At 36.0% G+C, this 19,954-nt stretch carries 19 protein-coding genes and 1 riboswitch; of the genes, 11 read left to right on the plus strand and 8 right to left on the minus strand.

All coding sequences use genetic code 11. From position 1 onward, the window contains the following. Nucleotides 1–58 precede the first annotated feature (58 nt). Both FN756_RS03525 and FN756_RS03530 read right to left on the minus strand, forming a co-directional pair. Complete coding sequence (locus FN756_RS03525) at nt 59–973, minus strand: lysophospholipid acyltransferase family protein (protein WP_142601530.1); 915 nt, start codon at nt 971–973, stop codon at nt 59–61. A 9-nt stretch (nt 974–982) separates the two neighbouring features. Continuing rightward, nucleotides 983–1,840 (minus strand): lysophospholipid acyltransferase family protein, encoded by an 858-nt coding sequence (locus FN756_RS03530; RefSeq protein WP_185955167.1) that lies wholly within the window; start codon nt 1,838–1,840, stop codon nt 983–985. A 131-nt stretch (nt 1,841–1,971) separates the two neighbouring features. Between FN756_RS03530 and FN756_RS03535 the strand changes: the two genes are divergently transcribed. The 5 genes from FN756_RS03535 to FN756_RS03555 all read left to right on the plus strand — a co-directional run bounded on the left by FN756_RS03535 (nt 1,972) and on the right by FN756_RS03555 (nt 8,563). Then, the gene (locus FN756_RS03535) at nt 1,972–2,610 is read left to right on the plus strand and encodes a WbqC family protein (RefSeq protein ID WP_142601533.1); all 639 of its coding nucleotides are present in this window, start codon (nt 1,972–1,974) and stop codon (nt 2,608–2,610) included. Nucleotides 2,611–2,718: 108 nt separating this feature from the next. Beyond that, nucleotides 2,719–3,711 (plus strand): biotin synthase BioB, encoded by a 993-nt coding sequence (bioB, locus tag FN756_RS03540; protein WP_142601534.1) that lies wholly within the window; start codon nt 2,719–2,721, stop codon nt 3,709–3,711. Nucleotides 3,712–3,909: 198 nt separating this feature from the next. Beyond that, complete coding sequence (locus FN756_RS03545) at nt 3,910–5,064, plus strand: hypothetical protein (protein ID WP_142601536.1); 1,155 nt, start codon at nt 3,910–3,912, stop codon at nt 5,062–5,064. Between the two features lie 208 nt (nt 5,065–5,272). Beyond that, a complete protein-coding gene (locus FN756_RS03550) occupies nt 5,273–7,654 on the plus strand; it encodes a TonB-dependent receptor (protein WP_142601538.1) in 2,382 nt (793 codons plus the stop codon). A 78-nt stretch (nt 7,655–7,732) separates the two neighbouring features. Continuing rightward, entirely contained in the window at nt 7,733–8,563 is an 831-nt protein-coding gene (locus tag FN756_RS03555; protein ID WP_142601540.1) for a DUF4249 domain-containing protein, read from the plus strand. A 26-nt stretch (nt 8,564–8,589) separates the two neighbouring features. Here the strand turns inward: FN756_RS03555 and FN756_RS03560 are convergent, their stop codons facing one another. From FN756_RS03560 to FN756_RS03570, 3 genes are all read right to left on the minus strand, one after another. After that, entirely contained in the window at nt 8,590–9,369 is a 780-nt protein-coding gene (locus FN756_RS03560) for an amidohydrolase (protein WP_142601541.1), read from the minus strand. 5 nt (nt 9,370–9,374) lie between these two features. After that, entirely contained in the window at nt 9,375–10,523 is a 1,149-nt protein-coding gene (locus FN756_RS03565) for a methionine aminotransferase (RefSeq protein WP_142601543.1), read from the minus strand. A gap of 246 nt (nt 10,524–10,769) precedes the next feature. Further along, a complete protein-coding gene (locus tag FN756_RS03570; RefSeq protein WP_142601545.1) occupies nt 10,770–11,219 on the minus strand; it encodes an SRPBCC family protein in 450 nt (149 codons plus the stop codon). A gap of 325 nt (nt 11,220–11,544) precedes the next feature. Here FN756_RS03570 and FN756_RS03575 point away from each other — a divergent pair, with 325 nt between their 5' ends. From FN756_RS03575 to FN756_RS03600, 6 genes are all read left to right on the plus strand, one after another. Further along, nucleotides 11,545–12,501 carry an ABC transporter substrate-binding protein gene (locus FN756_RS03575; RefSeq protein ID WP_142601547.1) on the plus strand — a complete coding sequence of 319 codons (957 nt, stop codon included), beginning with the start codon at nt 11,545–11,547 and terminating at the stop codon, nt 12,499–12,501. Nucleotides 12,502–12,541: 40 nt separating this feature from the next. After that, nucleotides 12,542–13,408 (plus strand): ABC transporter permease, encoded by an 867-nt coding sequence (locus tag FN756_RS03580; RefSeq protein ID WP_142601549.1) that lies wholly within the window; start codon nt 12,542–12,544, stop codon nt 13,406–13,408. Beyond that, nucleotides 13,408–14,157 carry an ABC transporter ATP-binding protein gene (locus FN756_RS03585; RefSeq protein ID WP_142601550.1) on the plus strand — a complete coding sequence of 250 codons (750 nt, stop codon included), beginning with the start codon at nt 13,408–13,410 and terminating at the stop codon, nt 14,155–14,157. Before FN756_RS03580 ends, FN756_RS03585 begins: the two co-directional genes overlap by 1 nt. Before the next feature lie 84 nt (nt 14,158–14,241). Continuing rightward, nucleotides 14,242–14,460: riboswitch (cobalamin riboswitch) on the plus strand. Nucleotides 14,461–14,567: 107 nt separating this feature from the next. Next, complete coding sequence (locus FN756_RS03590; RefSeq protein WP_142601552.1) at nt 14,568–16,502, plus strand: TonB-dependent receptor plug domain-containing protein; 1,935 nt, start codon at nt 14,568–14,570, stop codon at nt 16,500–16,502. Between the two features lie 2 nt (nt 16,503–16,504). Further along, on the plus strand, nt 16,505–17,215 hold the full coding sequence (locus tag FN756_RS03595) for a Dph6-related ATP pyrophosphatase (RefSeq protein ID WP_142601553.1): 711 nt from the start codon (nt 16,505–16,507) through the stop codon (nt 17,213–17,215). A gap of 92 nt (nt 17,216–17,307) precedes the next feature. After that, a complete protein-coding gene (locus FN756_RS03600) occupies nt 17,308–18,000 on the plus strand; it encodes an SIR2 family NAD-dependent protein deacylase (RefSeq protein ID WP_142601555.1) in 693 nt (230 codons plus the stop codon). 61 nt (nt 18,001–18,061) lie between these two features. Here the strand turns inward: FN756_RS03600 and FN756_RS03605 are convergent, their stop codons facing one another. The 3 genes from FN756_RS03605 to FN756_RS03615 form a co-directional block, all read right to left on the minus strand. After that, on the minus strand, nt 18,062–18,583 hold the full coding sequence (locus FN756_RS03605) for a DUF6580 family putative transport protein (protein WP_142601557.1): 522 nt from the start codon (nt 18,581–18,583) through the stop codon (nt 18,062–18,064). A gap of 55 nt (nt 18,584–18,638) precedes the next feature. Further along, nucleotides 18,639–18,827: a hypothetical protein gene (locus tag FN756_RS03610; protein ID WP_246085415.1), complete on the minus strand. Its 189-nt coding sequence runs from the start codon at nt 18,825–18,827 to the stop codon at nt 18,639–18,641. Between the two features lie 65 nt (nt 18,828–18,892). After that, nucleotides 18,893–19,795, minus strand: a complete 903-nt coding sequence (locus FN756_RS03615) for a nucleotidyltransferase family protein (RefSeq protein WP_142601560.1) — start codon at nt 19,793–19,795, stop codon at nt 18,893–18,895. Nucleotides 19,796–19,954: the final 159 nt, after the last annotated feature.

Consider the following 19,954-nt stretch of genomic DNA (forward strand, 5'->3'; position numbering starts at 1 on the left):
ATGATAAGAGGTATTTTGACTTAATAACCGTTAACCTGTCACTAATACCTAAATCAAATTATTTCCATCTGCGATGGGACCAAAGCCAGGTATCTGGAGTTTCAAGAATCGCTTTTTCCAGGCAACGTACATGCAGCTCCGTAATTTCTCCATCCGAAGTGTTTTTAGCATCCTCGACAAGTGGAGTATATGTAATAGTGTAACAACCTCGTTTAACCCGGCGTAAATCAAAAAAGACTACAGCGTTATCAAATTTTTTGGATGTATTTTCTGCCCCTTTAAAAACGTAGGTTTCTTGATTCAAAAAAGTAGTTTTATAAATACCATCACCCTTACCCGGATATTGATCACCTGCCAGCACCAAAGTATAAGGCTTGCCATGATATTTCACTAGCGTACGAAGTGTACTTTTCATGGGAACCATCACCGTTCCAAAGCGACTACGCATATTCAACACCAATTTATCAAAATATTCGTTTGCTAATGTTTTATAGATAACGATCATATCTTTTGAAGAGGCCTTTGTACCTGCAAAAATAGCCAGTTCCCAATTAATCATGTGCCCTACAATACCAATTACGCCCTTATTTTTAGCGTAATAGTGCTCCAGTATTTCCGGGTTGGTAATTACAAAATGTTTATCAAGCTCATCAGTACTTATTGTTAGCATTTTTATGCATTCCAATAACATATCAGTGAAATTGTGATAGAATTTATTGGCAATAATTTTTATTTCAGTATCGCTTTTTTCAGGAAAACTAGCACGTAAATTTGATAGAATAACCTTTTTCCGATAACCTACAAGATCAAATAGAATGATTTTAACAAAATCAGATAAGAGATATAATAGGGGAAAAGGTAAAATTGCTACGAGATATAGCCAGGGAACTGATAAGTAGTAAGCCAGTTTTTTCAATTCATTTTTTTTCGCAAAGATAATAACATCATGCATGTAAAGAATGTGTATTAACATTCTTTATTTTTACTTCCAACGACGATGAGACCAAAGCCAGGTATCCGGTGATTCACGGATGATTTTTTCGAGATAACGAACATGAAGTTCGGTAATTTCACCGGGTGCTGTATTTTGGGGTTTATCAATTAAGGAAACATAAGTAACCTCATAAAAGCCACGACTTTTACGACGAATATCGCCAAAAACAACTGCACTATCTGTCATTTTAGCGGTTTTTTCCGTTCCAAGATGGACATAGGTCGTTTGATTTAAGAATGATGTTTTATACACACCTTCTCCTTTTCCTGGATATTGATCTCCGGCAAGTAATAAAATATAGGGTTTTCCTTTGTATTCAGTAAGCTTTCTTAAGGTACTTTTCATAGGAACTAAAACTGCTCCAAATTGTGTACGCATATTATACACCAACTGATTATAATACTTGTTTTTTAAGGGTTTATAAATAACTATTGAATCTTTTGATGAGGAAATACTCTGAACTAAACAACCCCATTCCCAATTAATTAAATGACCAACAATAGCTACAATACTTCTGCCTTGATCATGATAATTATTAATTAATTCTGGATTTTTTAAAGTAAACCGTTTTTCTATTTCAGATTTAGATATGCAAAGCATTTTTATGCTTTCTACAATCATATCAGTAAAATTTCGATAAAAATTCCGGGTTATTTTTTCAATCTCATCGACTGTTTTTTCAGGAAAGCTATTTTTTAAGTTAAGAAGAATAACCTGCTTTCGATAACCGACCACTCTGAATAAAATAAACGCAAGGAAGTCTGAAAATAAATATAACAATGGAAAGGGTAGCCAGGCTATTAAATACAATAATGGTAACGAAAGGTAATAAGCTATTTTTTTCAATTTCAATAGAGAAGAGGGTTTAAAACAAAAATATTACAATGAACCAATAATGGAAATAAAATATTCGTTCAAAACACCATAAACCCATAATTCATTGGTATTGAACCTTAAAAAATCATATTTTTGGCGCAATGGAATCAGGAATAATTTTACCCACCTGTTATTTACCTCCAATAAGTTGGTTTATTGCCATTGTAGGTAACAAACAAGGCGAAACATTAATTGAAAAGTTTGAGCATCTGCCAAAACAAACTTATCGCAACCGTACTTATATCTACTCGCCTAATGGAATACTAACCATGAGTATCCCTGTGATAAAAGGATCAAAAAATCATACCCAGGTCAAAGATGTACGCATTAGTTATGAATACAACTGGCAAAAAATTCATTGGAAGTCTTTAGAGAGCTGCTATCGCAGTTCAGCCTTTTTTGAATTTTACGAAGATGACTTCCGACCATTCTACGAGCAAAAATTCGAATACCTTATTGATCTTAATGAATCAATGAATGCAATAATTTTCAAAAGTTTAAAGTTGGAGAAGAATTATGGGTTTACTTCGGAGTATTTTTCTGAATATTCGAATGAAATTATTGACTATAGAGATACAATCCATCCTAAAAAAGAGAGTCCTTTTTTAACGGAATCTTATTACCAGGTTTTTGAAAACAAACATGGATTTATTCCCAATTTAAGCATTGTAGATTTACTTTTTAATCAAGGAAATAGAACAGCTGAGATCTTAAGGCGATCAGTTCAGCTGACTAAATAAATTATTTTTAGTAATATTGACGTCTGAAAAAGTCTGTCATTCCAAACCGGATGCGAAGAATCTCCATCCTTCTACGGATGACACTCAAAACTATTTATAATAATTAATATGGCAGAGATCCGACACGACTGGAGCAAAGAAGAAATTTCAGAAATATACCATACACCGTTGATGGATTTGATCTATCGCGCGGCAACAATTCATAGAGAAAATGAGGATTATGGCGAAGTTCAGATTAGTAGCTTAATCTCGATTAAAACCGGTGGTTGTCCTGAAGATTGTGGTTATTGCCCTCAAGCGGCACGCTACCATACCGATGTTCAAGTTCATGCAATGATGCAGGTAAATGAAGTGGTTTCGGCTGCTCAAAAGGCTAAAGAAGGTGGTGCTTCACGTTTATGCATGGGAGCTGCATGGAGAGAAGTGCGTGATAATCGCGACTTTGACCGCGTACTTGATATGGTTAAGGCTGTTAACGAGTTAGATATGGAAGTTTGCTGTACCCTTGGCATGCTAACCGAAACTCAGGCTCAGAAATTGGCCGATGCTGGTTTATATGCATACAATCATAACCTTGATACTTCTGAAGACGATTACAAACGTATTATCTCCACCCGTACCTATGATGACCGTTTAAATACGCTTCATAATGTACGTAAAGCAAAACTTTCGGTTTGTTCAGGTGGTATTGTTGGTTTGGGTGAAACCACTGCTGATCGTATTTCAATGCTGCAGACTTTGGTAAACCTACCTAAACACCCTGAATCAATTCCTATTAATGCATTGGTTCCGGTAAAAGGTACTCCATTGGAAGATCAGCCACGTGTTCCGATTCAGGATATGGTTCGTATGATTGCGACTGCTCGTATCATCATGCCTAAATCAGTAGTTCGTTTATCGGCCGGACGTACAGAAATGAGTCTTTCTGATCAGGCTTTATGCTTTATGGCAGGAGCTAACTCCATTTTTGCAGGAGATAAGTTACTTACTACTCCAAACCCGGGTTTTAATGAGGATATGGAAATGTTCGATATTTTAGGTTTAAAACCTCGTGAATCATTTAAAGAACGTAAAAAGGCAAAAACTACAGAAAGTGTTTAGTCAATAGTATAATATAAAAAAAACAGCCCGGAAAATTTTCCGGGCTGTTTTTTTTTAAATTATTATAGCTTTTAGCTATGAATAATTTAAATGTATGAATAATAACGTATCTATCTTTTTTGTTTAACTTTTTTACTAATTGTTTATTTTACACCTGCTTCAGCACAATCTAACTTAATACCTGGTTACATTGTTACGTTGAAAGGTGATACAATTCAAGGGCTGATTGATGATCGTGATTGGAGCAAAAATCCTAAATTAATAAAGTTTCATCTCAATGGAGAAATTAATGAGTATTCACCAATACAAATTCTTGCATTTGGAACCGATAAGGAATCATACAAATCGTTCATAACACGTATTGATTTTTCACCTTACAAGGTAAATGAAATGATTGAAAATGATCCTATTAAATATAGTATTGATACAGTTTTTGCCCGGTTAATTATAAAAAGTAAAAGTGATCTTTATTATGTAAAAGATCTAAATGCAAAAGAGCATTTCTTTATAAATACCCAATCTGAAATTGAAGAATTGGAACTTCAAAAAGGACTAATCAATAAAAATGGAAGATCGGGCCTAATAGTTAATGAATACTATAAGGTCCAACTAAAAAATTTTATGGCTGATCAACCTAAAATTGCGTCGACAATAGAGCAAACCAATTACAATATTCCATCGATGCTAATTCTTTTTAACAAGTACAATCAAATCTATGGAGGCGAAAGAAAAGAATTATCAAATAAAGATAAAACGAAAGTAGAGCTTGAAGCTATTGTTGGTATATCCATGAATTACGCCAGTTTTCAAGGAATTCACTACGAAGATGCATTTGCTGCCGCAAAACAAAAAAAATCAATTAAGCCTTTAATTGGAGCTGCTTTAATTGTTTATCTTCCAAGAAATAGAAAACAATGGTCTATTGATAATCAGATAAATTATACATCGTATAATGCTATTAAATCGGGTCGATATAAGTTAGATAATTATCATGATTTCTCTGATTTCAACTTTGGAGCGAGTTACATGAAATTGGTAAATATTTTAAAGTATCAATACCCTAAAGGAATGCTTCGTTCATATATAGGTATAGGTATATCGAATGGAATTGCGTTGGCTATTAAAAATGGATACTACAGTCATAATAATATTGATCCGCAGAACTCAGATGAACAAAAAGTATTAAACGAAATTCGGAAATACGAACAAGGATTGGTATTCAATGCTGGTGTATCATTTAATAAGTGGAAAATAGAATTACGTCACGATCGCACTAATGGAATGTCCCCTTATCCTGATGTAAATAATACAATTAAAGGAACTCAATTACTACTACATTATCGTTTGAAATAAAACTATTTTTGGATTCGTATTTATAAAGCATGCTGTATGTACAATGCAGTATGCTTTTTTTATGAATCTTACCTGCATTAAGGTTCTCATTCCTAACAATAATGTGACGTTAAAATGATATTATTCGAGTAAAACTATGCCTTCAGTATAATAGTTTTACGCTCGTTATTTTCACGTTTACAATTAACCCCAAACCCGTAAATATTGTATGAAACGAGTTTTACCAAAATTACTTCTTAACCTTACCTTAGCTATATTCATCCTTTCTTCAAGTGCTGCGCAGCATCAGAAAGGACAGGTCACAATTAGCGGTACCGTTAAGGATGCATCCAACGGAGAAAACTTAATTGGTGTTTCGGTATGCATTAAAGAAACCGGAAAAGGGGGCCAAACTAACGCTTATGGCTTTTATTCGTTAAGCCTACCCCCAGGCAAGTACACAATGGTGATAAAGTACCTTAGTTACCATAACTTTGAGCAGTCCATTTCACTTTCAGCGAATCAACAATTAAACATCGAACTACAACCTGAAGGTGTACAAATGACCGAAGTTGTTGTTTCAGCGGCAGGGGCAAAACAAAATGTACGTAGCATGGAAATGGGTGTTAATAAGCTGGAAATAAAATCGCTGAAAAATATCCCTGCATTAATGGGCGAAGTTGATATTGTGCGCAGTCTGCAGCTTTTACCCGGCGTTAGTACAGTAGGCGAAGGAGCTTCGGGGTTTAACGTTCGCGGCGGAGGGGTTGATCAAAATTTAATCCTTCTTGATGAATCACCGGTTTATAACAGTTCTCACTTATTCGGGTTCTTCTCTGTATTTGATCCAGATGCTGTAAAAGATGTAAAACTTATCAAAGGCGGTATCCCAGCCATGTATGGCGGACGATTATCGTCGATTTTGGATGTTCGAATGAAAGAAGGAAACGATAAAACGTTCAGTTCTTCAGGAGGAATAGGAACGGTTTCAACACGATTTATGGTTGAAGCTCCTATCGTAAAAGATAAAGGTTCCTTCGTAATTGCAGGACGACGCTCATATGCCGATTTATTTTTGAAGCTTTCTCCGGATAAAGATTTAAGAAATAATCAAGCTTACTTCTATGATTTAAGCGGAAAAATGAATTATACACTCAATGAAAACAATCGGATTTATTTATCAGGTTATTTCGGCAGGGATGTATTTAATTTCAATAAACAGTTCCAGATGAATTGGGGCAATGGAACCGGAACGCTGCGTTGGAATCACGTTTTTAACTCCCGTTTGTTTGCAAATATCACCGGAATTTATAGCCTTTATGATTATTCATTAGGAGTACCGGAGGGAGCAAATGCTTTTGACTGGCGTTCAAAAATTATTAATAACACGCTGAAAACTGATTTTTCTTACTATATCAATTCAAACAATAAACTTTCGTTCGGCAGCAATATCATTTTCCATTTGTTTAAACCCGGAGAAGCCGCACCATCAAATGATAGTTCACCACTAAATCCTATCAAAATTGATTATCAGCATGCAAGAGAGTCATCGGCATATTTAGATAATGAGCAAACCATTACAAGTAACTTTTCAGCGCAATACGGCTTAAGAGTTTCCATGTTCGATTATGTAAGTGGAAAAGATGGTTTTACAACCTATCAATATGAAGGCGTTACAGGTGAGAAAAAGAATGCTGTTAATCCTCAAACGTATAACAAAGGCGACCTTATAAAACGATATGTAAATCTGGAGCCACGATTATCGTTAAAATATGAGTTAAATAATGATGCTTCCATCAAAGCAAGCTATAACAGAACCACTCAATATCTGCATTTGATTTCAAATACTTCGGCAGCTTCTCCTCTGGATGTTTGGCAACCAACCACCAATAATATACAGCCTGAACTCGCCGATCAGGTAGCCTTAGGTTTTTTCAAGAACTTCAATAATGATGTTTTTGAAGCTTCTGTTGAGGGTTTCTATAAGAAAATGCAAAACCAGATTGATTACATCAACGGCGCTCAGCTGTTTCTGAATCAAAACCTGGAGGCTGAACTATTATACGGAGATGGCAGAGCTTTTGGTTTGGAATTCTTCCTGAAGAAAAACCAAGGAAAAATGACGGGGTGGATGAGTTATACACTTTCAAAATCAGAGCGTAAGGTCGACGGAATAAATAACAATCTCTATTACAATACCAAATATGATAAAACACATAACTTATCGTTAGTGGGTATGTATGATTTGAATAAACGCTGGAATTTATCGGCCACCTTTACTTACTCAACAGGAGTAAGTACCACCTTCCCGAATAGCCGTTATGAAATTGGTGATATTATAGTTCCGCACAACACTACCGATTCTCGAAACAATTATCGTGTTCCGGCATATAATCGTTTGGATGTATCAGCTACCTTATACTCACGCGTTAAATCAGGAAGAAAGTTCAATAGCAATTGGGTGTTTTCGGTGTATAATTTATACGGACGAAAAAATGCTTATACAGTTTACTTCCGTCAAAATAAAGACATTCCAACCCAAACTGAAGCTGTACGATTGGCTATTCTGGGTGGAGCAGTACCCTCTGTATCGTATAACTTCAATTTTTGATCAGAACTAAAGGAGTATATTGATTAACCATAGATTACACACAACACTCAATCTCAATACGCCAAACTATAATTTAAAATGAAAAAGATCATCAACATATATTTACCGGTTTTAATTGCCTTTGTATTTGCTGCTTGCGAAGATGTGGTGAATGTTAAATTAGAGCAGGGCCCTAAACAACTGGTAGTTGACGGTTGGATTACCGACCGCATCATACCTGATACCATTACGTTAAGCACAACAGCAGCCTATTTCGAAAATCAGTCTACTCCAAAAGTGAGTGGTGCTAAAGTGGTTTTGAGCAACAACGAGGGTGTAACTGAAAAATTAACCGAAGTAAAACCTGGTAAATACCTTGTTCAAACTATAAAAAGTAAAGTAGGAGGTAAGTACACTTTAACTATTGAATTTGAAGGTGAAAATTACGAGGCAAAAACGGAAGCGATGAGAAGTGGTTTGCGTTTAGATTCATTAACTTATGAATTCAAAAAGAAATCAGCTTTTATCGAAGAAGAAGGGTATGTGGTTAAAATGAGCGGACAAGAGTTGGAAGGAAAAGGGGATTCCTATCGCTTTAAAATCATGAAAAATGGTGTTTATTTAAAACAAGATCTGCGGTATTGGAATGATGATTATGTTGACGGTAAATACCTTAAAGATGTTGAATTTCGTGACCAAAAACCTTTCGCACTTGGAGATAAGGTTAGTGTTGAAACCTATTCAATAACCAAGGATGCTTATCATTTTTTTGATGAGATGGATAAGCAAATTCATAATGGGGGGTTATTCGCCAATCCGCCAGCCAATGTTCGAACTAATATCAAAAATGTAAATCCTAACTCAAGCAAGAAAGCTGTAGGATATTTTGGAGCATCGCTCGTGACTACGATAGAAGGTGTTGTGAAATAAATAGTCTATTGACCATTGATTATGGACTAAACTGTAAAGTCATCCTGATCCTTTAGAAAAGGGAATCCTCTTCTGATAAATTCAAGGTTTTCTTTTGATAATTCGATTGTAAAAATGTCCTCCACATGCGTTTTTGAATAAAGCAGCGTCCCGTCGGGGGCTAAAAGCATACTGTCGCCGGTATGCGGTATATCATTACCATCGTTGCCTACCCGATTTACTCCAACTACGAAACATTGATTTTCTACCGCCCGGGCAGGTAAAAGCGCTTTCCAATGTCCCGATCGACGTTCAGGCCAGTTGGCGACAAGGATAAACAGATCGTAAGGATTAGTATTTCGATTACGAATCCACACTGGGAAACGCAGGTCATAACAGATCATCGGACAGATTTTCCATCCTTTCAATTCAACCATCAACTTCTTGTGTCCAGCGGTGTAGGTTTTATCTTCTTTACCCAAACCAAAAAGATGGCGTTTGTCATAAGTTTCATAGCTGCCATCAGGTCGCATCCATACCAAGCGGTTATAAAATTTGCCATTTTCTGTAATGATCAAACTCCCGGTAAGTACAGCATTTAAACGTTTGGCCTGATTTGCCATCCAGGTCAACGTTTTACCCGACATGTTTTCAGCAAAAGCTACAGCATTCATGGTAAATCCTGTACTGAACATTTCCGGTAAAATTACCAAATCAGTCGGTTCAGAAATTGAAGCAAGCTTATCTGAAAACATTGCCAGATTAGCTTCTATGTTTTCCCAGTGAAGGTCACTTTGTACAAGCGTAATTTTCAGATCTTCTTTCATAGCTTCTAAATTGCAACTAATCGTTCTACGGCCTTTTGCAACGTTTCATCTTTCTTGGCGAAGCAAAAACGAATTACTTTATGATCCGTTCCGTGGCTATAAAACGCTGAAGTAGGAATGGTTGCAACGCCGAATTCTTTCGTAATGCGGACTGCGAAATCATAATCACCCTCATCAGAAATATCAGCAAAGCTTGCCGTTTGGAAATATGAACCAGAAACGGGTAATAATTTAAAACGGGTTTCGGTCATCAACTTTCTAAAATAATCACGCTTTTGCTGATAAAATGCAGAAAGTTCCATGATTTTATCGGGGTAATTTTCCATGTAAACAGCAACCGCATACTGCATTGGGGTGTTATTGGTATAAACAGAAAAGAGTTGCACTTTCATAAACTCTTTCATCAGTTCGGTAGGTCCGAGCGTATAACCCAATCTCCAGCCTGTTGTATGAAAGGTTTTACCGAAAGATGAAACAATTAAACTACGCTCAGCTAGTTCAGGGTATTTAGCCATACTTTGATGCTCAACGCCATCAAACAAAATATGTTCATATACCTCATCACTTAAAATAATAATATCAGTACCTCGTGTAATTTTGATCAATTCCTCTATATCACTTTTACTAATAGTGGTTCCAGTCGGATTATGAGGCGTGTTAATCATAATCATACGGGTTTTATTTGAGATGCACTTTTTCACCTCATCCCAAACAATACGATAATCAGGCGGAGTTAATTCAACCGCACGCGGAATTCCTCCATTTAGTTTAATTATAGGAGAATAGCAATCGTAGGCAGGTTCAAAAATAATTACCTCATCGCCTTCTCTGATAAAAGTCGTGATTGCTGTTCCTAATGCCTGAGTTCCTCCGGCAGCAACCACTACTTCTGTTTCCGGATTATATCTGCGCCCGGTACGATTAAATGTCAATTCCGAAATTTGCTCTCGTAAAGCCAATACACCAGCCGGAGGAGAATACTGATTGAATCCTTTTTTCATGTACTCATCAACCAAATGAATTAATTGAGGATCAGTCCCAAAATCAGGAAAACCCTGAGCTAGATTTACAGCGTTATATTGATTGGCTAACCCTGTCATTACAGGGAAAATAGAATTGCCCACATTGGGCATTTTTGATTTAATTGATAGCATGCTTAAGAAAGGATTATTTAACATAACCTGCAAAAACTGTATAACATTCAACTATTAAAGACGAGGTCTCTAAATGTTAAAAAAATCAAAGAGAATGATTTTTACTGCTACAAGTATAGCCAATATGTTTTTTATTCACATGAACTTAAAAAGAATCACTTAAAACGAGAGATAATACTTACTGAGATATATAATGTTCAGCATTCTTTAAACCTTTGCGAAGTAAAGAAGAGTTTTGCGATCCCATTAGGCATCGGGAATTTCTGGTTCGACTAGCTTAGCCAACTTTTCTAAAGATTCTTGCCAACCTAAGTAACACATTTCTGTGGGTATTACAGAAGGAATATTTTCCTGAAGAATTTTTATTTCAGTTCCAACCAAAACTTTCTTCAGCCAAACCGAAGTGATCATTTCACCTGGAAGGTTAGGGTCATCGAATTTATCTGTATACTTTAAAAACTCATTAGGTTTAAGCTCGATGTATTTACCTCCAAATGAATGGCCGTTGCCAGTTGAAAAATTATGAAATGACATTCTAAAAGTTCCTTCTACTTGCACATTCATTTCATGTACGGTACAAAGGAACCCATAGGGAGGTAGCCAGGCTGAAATGGCGTTGGCTTCAGTAAAAGCGCGATAGACCTTTTCAGGTGTAGTTTTAAGAACTCTGTGTAGAGAAACATTATTGTTTGACATAAATGGTTGTAATTGGTTATTATAAATTTAAATAAAATTCCACTATGAGCTTCAATAGAGACTCTTTTCCAATAGATGTATCTTCATTCTTTGGATTTGTTTTTTCTGCTTTTAATACTAGTTTTAGAGATGACGTCATCTTTATTTAGATATTAAAAACTAAAATAATTGAAATGCTTGGTAAAACAACGGGGTAAACATTTAGATGTTTTATTACTTAGATTACGTTATTTTTACCTAATAAATTATAAAACTACCTATTCAAGTTCATGCCAATACAGTAAATGCGAAAATCGGCGCGTATTCTTAAAACTATAAACTTCTGATGAAAAAAGTTATTTTTTTATTCTTCTGCATATTATCAACTTATGGCTGTAGCAGTCCAACTAAAAATTCTTCCGCTCATAAAATTGCTTTTGTTGATGCTTTTGAAGATGCTACCTTGGCCCAAGCTAAACAAGGATTCTTTGATGCTCTGAAAAAACATGGCTTCGAGGATAAAAAGAATCTGGAAATAATCTATAGTAATGCCCAGAACAGCATTCCGACTTTAATACAAGGAATTAATTATGCAATAAGCCAAAAGGTTGAATTAATAGCAACCAATGCAACTTTGCCTACAATTACTGCAGCCCAACGCGAAAAAACAATTCCCATATTTATGATGGTTTCATCGAGTCCGAAAATGGCAGGTTTGGAAGATGCTCAAGGAAATGCTCCTTCAAACCTTTACGGCATTTATGAAAACTTGAATTACATCGACACATCGGTTGCAATGATTAAAACGCTTAGACCAGCAGTAAAACGATTAGGAGCCATCTATAACCAATCCGAGCCACAATCAGTTGATGCTTATAATCGGATAGTAGCGCAGGCAAAGTCTTCTGGAATGGAACTTATTGCTCTACCTGTTAATAGTTCGGCCGACACTAAATTGGTTGTTGAATCATTACTAGCTAAAAAGATCGATGCATTTTTTGCGTTGCCTGATAATACCGTTTTTGCTTCATTTGAAACCATTGTTAAAAGTTGTGATAAAGCCGAAGTTCCTGTTTTTACCAGCGAAGCAGGATTAGTTAAACGTGGCGCAGTAGCAGCATTCGGTGCCGATTTATATCAATGGGGATTTCAAGCGGGCGAACAAGCAGCAGCTTTTCTAAAAGATCCCAATGATAAATCTTTAAAGCCGGAAGTGGTAGAAGTGCGTAAACGAGTATTCAACCCTCAAGTAGCTGCTAAATTTGGGATTAAACCACCAGCTGATTTTGAGATTGTAAAATAATCTTCGAGCGGAGTTAAGGCCTTTTCCAAAAAAAACTAAGATGAACTTCTACCTAACAGCCTTTCTTTTAGGTCTCAGTCTTTCGGTCATAGCGATGGGAATCTTTATTTCTATGAAGATTTTCAATATCCCTGACATCACAACCGATGGGAGTTATACCTTAGGAGCTGTTATCACCGCTATTTGTTTAAGTCATGGTTATCCACTTTGGTTAACCTATTTATTAGCTGTATTTGGTGGTGCATTGGCCGGCTCAATTACCGGATTTATACACACTAAATTAAAGATAAATGCATTATTAGCCGGTATTCTGGTAATGACTGCTTTATACTCCGTTAATTTAAGTTTGTTGGGAAGATCCAATTTGCCATTACTGAACGTCCGAAATATTTTCCAATCACTAAGTTTCATTTCTGATATCGACAGAAATACATTTTTTATTCTTTTAGTAATTACCACTTTACTTTGGGTTGGTCTATCCTTGATGTTAAAAACGGATTTCGGTTTAGCAATGCGAGCTACCGGAAATTCTGAAAGTATGATCAAAGCTCTGGGCGTTGATACAGACCGGATGAAAATCATTGGACTGGCCATTTCAAATGGATTAGTTGCCACCAGCGGTTTTTTGGTTGCTCAATATCAAGGCTTTGCTGACATCAATATGGGGATTGGAATTGTGATAGTTGGATTAGGGTCCGTTATGATAGGAGAGGCCATTAGTCATTGGTTCAACATAAGCAGTATTTGGATCAATATTTTATTGGTAATTGCAGGTTCAATTGCTTTTCAAGTGGTTTTAGCTTTCACGCTTTCCTTAGGTATTGATGCTAATTTACTCAAACTCATTACGGCACTCTTTGTATTGTTCATTGTAAGTTTACCTAACCTCAGCTTCCGCAAAAATTAATGATCGAACTAAAAAACGTTTCGAAAACTTTTAACAAAGGCAAGGCGAACGAAGTCAATGCGCTAAAAAATACGTCAATTAAGATTGAAAAAGGAGAATTTGTAGTTGTAATAGGAGAGAATGGTTCTGGAAAATCTACCTTTTTAAATCTGGTGGCGGGAAATATTTACCCGAGTGAAGGTAACATTTATTTACAAGGAGAAGACGTTACCAAACTACCAGAATTTGGCAGAAGTCGTTGGATAGCCCGGGTTTTCCAAAATCCATTAAGTGGAACCGCATCCGAGCTAAGTATCTTAACCAACTTTCGCTTAGCGTCATTGCGAACTCAACGCAAAAAAATGGTAATCGGAACGAATCGCAAATTTGTTGAAAAGGTAAAAGAACAAGTATCCAGCTTAAACATGGGCTTAGAAAATAAATTGGAGCAATCAATGGGAAGTTTATCAGGTGGGCAGCGACAAGCATTAACGCTCTTGATGAGTGTTATGGACGAAGCCAAGATATTACTATTGGATGAACCAACAGCAGCGCTTGATCCACGTTCTGCTCAACTTATTTTGAAAACGGCTGATCAACTCATAACTCAATATGGTTTAACCGCAGTTTTAGTTACACATAATTTAAAAGATGCTTACACCCATGGAAATCGTATTCTGCAATTTTCAGAAGGGGAAATTATACGAGACATTTCCTCTTCTGAAAAAGAAAAAATACAACAAACCGATTTGTACGCCTGGTTTGAATAACTGGAAATATATAAGACTAATTGTTCAAGAATTAAGTTTTTAAATCCACGCGAAATCTGTATTTGATAATTAGGATGCAAGTACTAATTTTGCACTGCTTTTGGTTCGCTCGTTATCAGTCTGAAACGCACGATTAAAAGGGAACTGGGTGTAAATCCCAGACAGGCCCGCTGCTGTAAGCTCTGGTGTTAAGAAAATCATTAACCCCAATCCGACAATTAGCCACTGTGAAATTAGACCATTCACGGGAAGGCGTCGGAAGAAAGAGTAAGTCAGAAGACCTGCCAATAGCACAATAATTAATTCATAGCTTTCGGGGACCAAAGCTGGAATGAAAATACTGCTAGCGTATTTCCATTTTAATTCCTTGTGGGCTTATGAGCATTTTTTAATCTCATAAACTTCAAAAATTGAAAAAGACATTTACTCTTCTTTCTTTAGTATCGCTGAGCCTGATTACTTATGCTCAAGACTCAAAATTAAGCCTCGACGAGGTAACGGTTACTGCAACCAAATTTGCCAAAAAATCTTCTGAAACCGGAAAAGTTGTTTCCGTTATCTCTAAAGAAGAAATTGAACGCAACCGAGGAAAAAGCCTTTCAGATTTATTGAATATTCAATCCGGATTATCGCTAAATGGTGCTAACAGTAATGCAGGTACAAACATATCCACTTATATGCGCGGAGCGGCTACCGGTTATACTTTAATTTTAATTGACGGCATTCCGGTAAATGATCCTTCACAAATTACCAATGATTATGATATCAATCTGATTAGCATATCTATGATTGATCATGTCGAAATTCTTAAAGGTGGAAATTCAACATTATACGGCTCTGATGCCGTAGCTGGTGTGATCAATATCATTAGCAAAAAAGGAGGAGATAAAAGGCTCGGTATAAACGCTTTGCTAACTGCAGGAAGTTATCAAAGCTATAAGCAAAACCTTGGGTTAAACGGAAAAACAGGAAATTTTGATTTCAACTTTTCTGCAACCAATGAAAATACTAACGGTTTTTCAAGTGCTAAAAATGGTTCTGATACAGGAGAGTTCGATAATGATGCTTTCCATTTAAAAGCTGCAAATTTAGGCTTAGGATGGCAATCCACTAATACTTTAATGATTAGACCTTTTATTCGTTATAGCCAGACTACCAACATGCTTGATTACGGAGCATTTACAGATGACAAGGATTATAATGGACGCTCATCCGATTTAAATACCGGTTTTACAAGCAGTCTTCAATTACCAAAATCGCTGTTCAACTTTTCATATGCTTACAATGATGTTAAGCGATACTTCAAAAACGATTCACTCACTGGTCCGCAAGAGTTTTCATTATCGGATACAAAAGGTCAAGTTCACAACGCTGAATTGTTTGGAAAATTTAATCTTTCATCCCATATAGAATTGCTTACCGGAGCTAATTATCGTTTTAATAATACTGATCAATTTAGTCAATACATTAGCCCATTCTATACGCCTCCTGTTTCAAAGATTAACCCTGATTCAGCTAAAAATAGTATCAGCAGTATCTATGCTTCTGTTTTTCTGAAAAACCTTAGCGGTTTTAATTTTGAACTCGGTGGACGATATAATCATCATTCTATTTACGGAAACAATTTCACTTACACCATCAATCCTTCCTTTTTGATTGAAGAAAATGTTAAAGTATTTGTGAATGTATCTTCAGCATTTAAAACGCCAAGTCTGTATCAGCTATTTTCAGTATATGGAAATACCGATTTGATACCTGAAAAATCAAGTAGTTATGAAGCCGGTTTCCAGGTAGTGGGTGATGCTACTAAAGCAAAATTTACATTCAATGCCTTTAAAAGAAACATTAAGGATGTAATAACATTTCAAACCGATCCAAACACGTTTAAATCGAAATATGTTAATTTAAATGAACAAAATGATCAAGGCTTTGAATCAGAAGCTGAATATCAACTTTTTAGCAAATTAAATATTAAAGCTTTTTATACTTTGGTTTATGGTAAGGTTACAAATAATTCAATCTCAATAAATAATTTGTACCGCCGCCCTAGAAATTCATTTGGAATAAATGCCGGATGGAATGCTGCCGAAAATCTTTTTGTTTCTGCTAATTTAAAATTAGTAGGCAAAAGAACTGATCCGTTTTTTGATCCGGTTACTTTTAAAAGTCAGATTTTAGTTCTGGATAACTATTCGTTGTTGAATTTTTATGCAGAGTATAGATTTGTGAAACGTTTCAAGGTATTTGTGGAATTGAACAACTTACTTGATGAACAATACACGGAGATTACAGGCTTCAATACACGCGGATTTAACATCAATACCGGTTTAAGTTTTAACCTTTAAGAATGGAAAAAGCTGCCATTTTTTGGAGTGGAGGTAAGGATTCTGCCTTTGCATTGTATAAAACGTTAAAAGGAGAGCCTTCGGGTTTTCCTTTTGAAGTCTGTTACCTGGTAACTACCATTAATGAGGAGTTTAAACGGATTTCTATGCATGGAGTTCGCGAAGAACTGTTGGATGCGCAATCCAACAGTATTGGCATTCCGCTGAAAAAGATGTTCGTACCGGATCATTGTACCAATGAAGACTATGAACAGCAGCTTTTATTGACTTTTGAAAAACTTAAAACGGAAGGTATTCGCACCATTATTTATGGAGATATTTTTCTGGAAGATTTAAAAATTTATCGTGAGAACTTACTTTCTAAAGCAGGTTTAAAAGGTTATTTTCCGCTTTGGAAAGGAGATACATCTCAACTAATTCATAGTTTTTTAGCTGAAGGATTTCAAACCATTATCTGCTGCGTAAAGTCTGATTTACTTGATAAAGAACAATCGGGATCTATCATTGACAAACAGTTTATTGAATCATTACCTGCTACTATTGATCCATGTGGCGAAAATGGGGAATTTCATACCTTTTGTTTCGATGGACCGATTTTCAAAAATAGGATCGCCTTTGAAATTGGTGAAACCGTTTTTAAACCCTATAGTTTTAAAACATCTGCAGATTTACTTCGAGATGGCTTTTGGTTTACCGACTTATTTATTGAATGAGCGGATGGTGGAGTAGGTTGATGTTTTTATTTTATTTTTAATTTTAAAGTATTTTTATCCTAAGGAAGACTCAACTCGCTATACTCAAAACAATGAAAAAGATTGTTATACTCACGGGAGCCGGAATAAGCGCTGAAAGTGGTTTAAAAACATTTCGGGACAGTGATGGATTATGGGAGGGCTACGACATTAACGAAGTAGCGACTCCTGACGGTTGGAGAAGAAACCCTGATTTGGTGCAGCAATTTTATAACCTGCGTCGAAAAGCTGTATTAGATGCACAACCAAATGCCGCTCATCGGGCATTAGCAAAACTTGATCAGTATTTCGAAACAGTAATTGTAACTCAAAATATAGATAACCTGCACGAACAAGCAGGCTCAAAAAACATTGTTCATCTACACGGCATCATCACTAAATCACAAAGCAGTTTAGATCCCAATCTTGTTTATGACATTAAAGGCTACGAAATAAAAATGGGGGAGAAGTGCGAGAAAGGTTCGCAGCTGAGACCGCATGTGGTTTGGTTTGGAGAACCCGTTCCGATGATTGAAGTAGCGATGCTACATTGTACAGAAGCCGATATTTTCATGATCATCGGAACCTCATTAGCCGTCTATCCGGCAGCCGGTCTAATTGATTTTGCTCCAATGGATATTCCAAAGTTTCTGGTAGATCCAAATGCACCCAGTGTTTCCTCGGTACGGAATCTCATTACTGTACGAGAAAAAGCTAGCATCGGTGTTCCATTGTTAGTTGACGAGCTTATTCAGCAAAAAGCTTAAACTAAAAATAGCCTTTCTGAATCTCAGAAAGGCTATTTTTTATTCTATTGAGTTACAAATATTACTTTACTGCCAGAACGGGGAATCTTTTTTCAAGTAAATAAAAACCTCCAAAAAATAAAGCACTGAAAAATGCAGTTCCTGCTAGCATATTCCAGAAGAAAGGAATGGCAGCAACATAACAAACCATTAAACCTGCATTAGTTTTGGGATACAACGTTCCGCTGTACCACATGAAAAAATTACTTACTACAAAAAATAATACAGCTGATGTTACGGTTGCTACAGCTACATTAGCAATGCCGACTTTATTGCGCATTAAAAAGCCGATTAATACTATGCATGCAAAACTAAAATATACCGAGGGCAGAAAACCAGAAGGAATAAACAGGTCAGAAATTGCCATGGCTAATAAAGGCATAATAATAGCCAAACGCTTATCACTGTACATTGCTCCACCAAATAAAGCCAATGAACCAATGGCTGTAAAATTTGGAGGATGTGGTATAAAACGGGTAATTGAGGCGGCAATTATAATTAAGGTAACTACTGCAAAACGTGGATTAATTAGTTTATTTTCCATAGTTCAAAAATAATATTTTTTGATAAAGTTAAGCTTAGATATTTTCTGTTTAAGTCTAAATGGATGAAAGTTCTTCGCTGAAATCCTGGTCCATTTGTTTGAAACGTTCCAAAACTTTGACTATAAAAGTCTCATTCACCATCTTTTTGACATCTTCCAAACCAAAAAACAAATCCATTTCTGAAACTTTATAGGTTTGTTCATAATTACCTTTTTCTATTTTGACAATGAACTTTTGATTCATTGTCAAAATGCTTATTCGGCACTGTGAATTAGGTATTTCAGCAATAACTCTCATCTTTTAACTCCTTATTTCCACAAGTTCTCAGGGTAAACTCCTTTAGCAATTAATGAAGTTAACTGACTGCTAACAAATTCTTTATCTTCAGTATAAGTTACTCCGAACCATGTACCATCATTACTAAATACTTTTACATGAGCGGTTTTGTCTTCGATCATCTGCTGAACAGGCAATGGAATAAAATACTCGGATTTAGGGTCATGACCATTTTCCTTTATGAAGTCCACGAATCGTTCTTTTAAACGGTCAAAAACGTCAGGAGTAAATCCCCAAAAATTCATGGATACTACTGTATCCTCTGACAGAATCCCTTTTCCACTTTTGTCATCATACTCGATATTGCCCTCAGCATTACGTTCAATCTTGGTTCGTTCAATAACCTCCACTAAATTGCCATCAGGTCCGACTTTGCAACATCCGCGTGAAACAGAACCAAAATCAGAAAGGGTATTTTTTAAAACATAGCCAACCATTGAATAGTCACCTGGATTTAAATCTTTAGAGAGGTATGCCGCTAAAACTTTATAAGCTTCAGGACCATAATAATCATCGGCATTAATAACAGCAAAAGGGGTTGAAATTTTATCCGCAGCAGCAATTATTGCATGTCCGGTACCCCAAGGTTTTGCACGTTCAACACCTGCCGGAATAATATCACTTGGTTCTTCTAACCGTTGAATGGCATATTCAACTTCTACTCTACCTTTCAATTTATGATCGAATAATTCGCGAACGTCTTTTTCAATTTCTTCACGAATTATAAATACAATTTTACCAAAGCCAGCATTAATCGCATCATATAAAGAATAGTCCATTAAGCACTCACCATTCGGACCAAATTTGTCGATCTGTTTAACTCCGCCATAACGACTGCCCATTCCAGCAGCTAAAACAAGTAATGTAGGTTTCATTCAAAAAATATTTAGATGTATGTGCCGTAAATATCAGTATTTAGAATTAAAAGTGTAGGGTTATATTCAGTTTTTATGCAAGTTATTATTGATCAAATACCTTAGGTTGAATAATAGTTCTAGTTAATTTTTTAACAATGAAGGACATCAAAGCATAAA

The organism is Solitalea koreensis (assembly GCF_900182575.1).
Classification (GTDB): domain Bacteria; phylum Bacteroidota; class Bacteroidia; order Sphingobacteriales; family Sphingobacteriaceae; genus Solitalea; species Solitalea koreensis.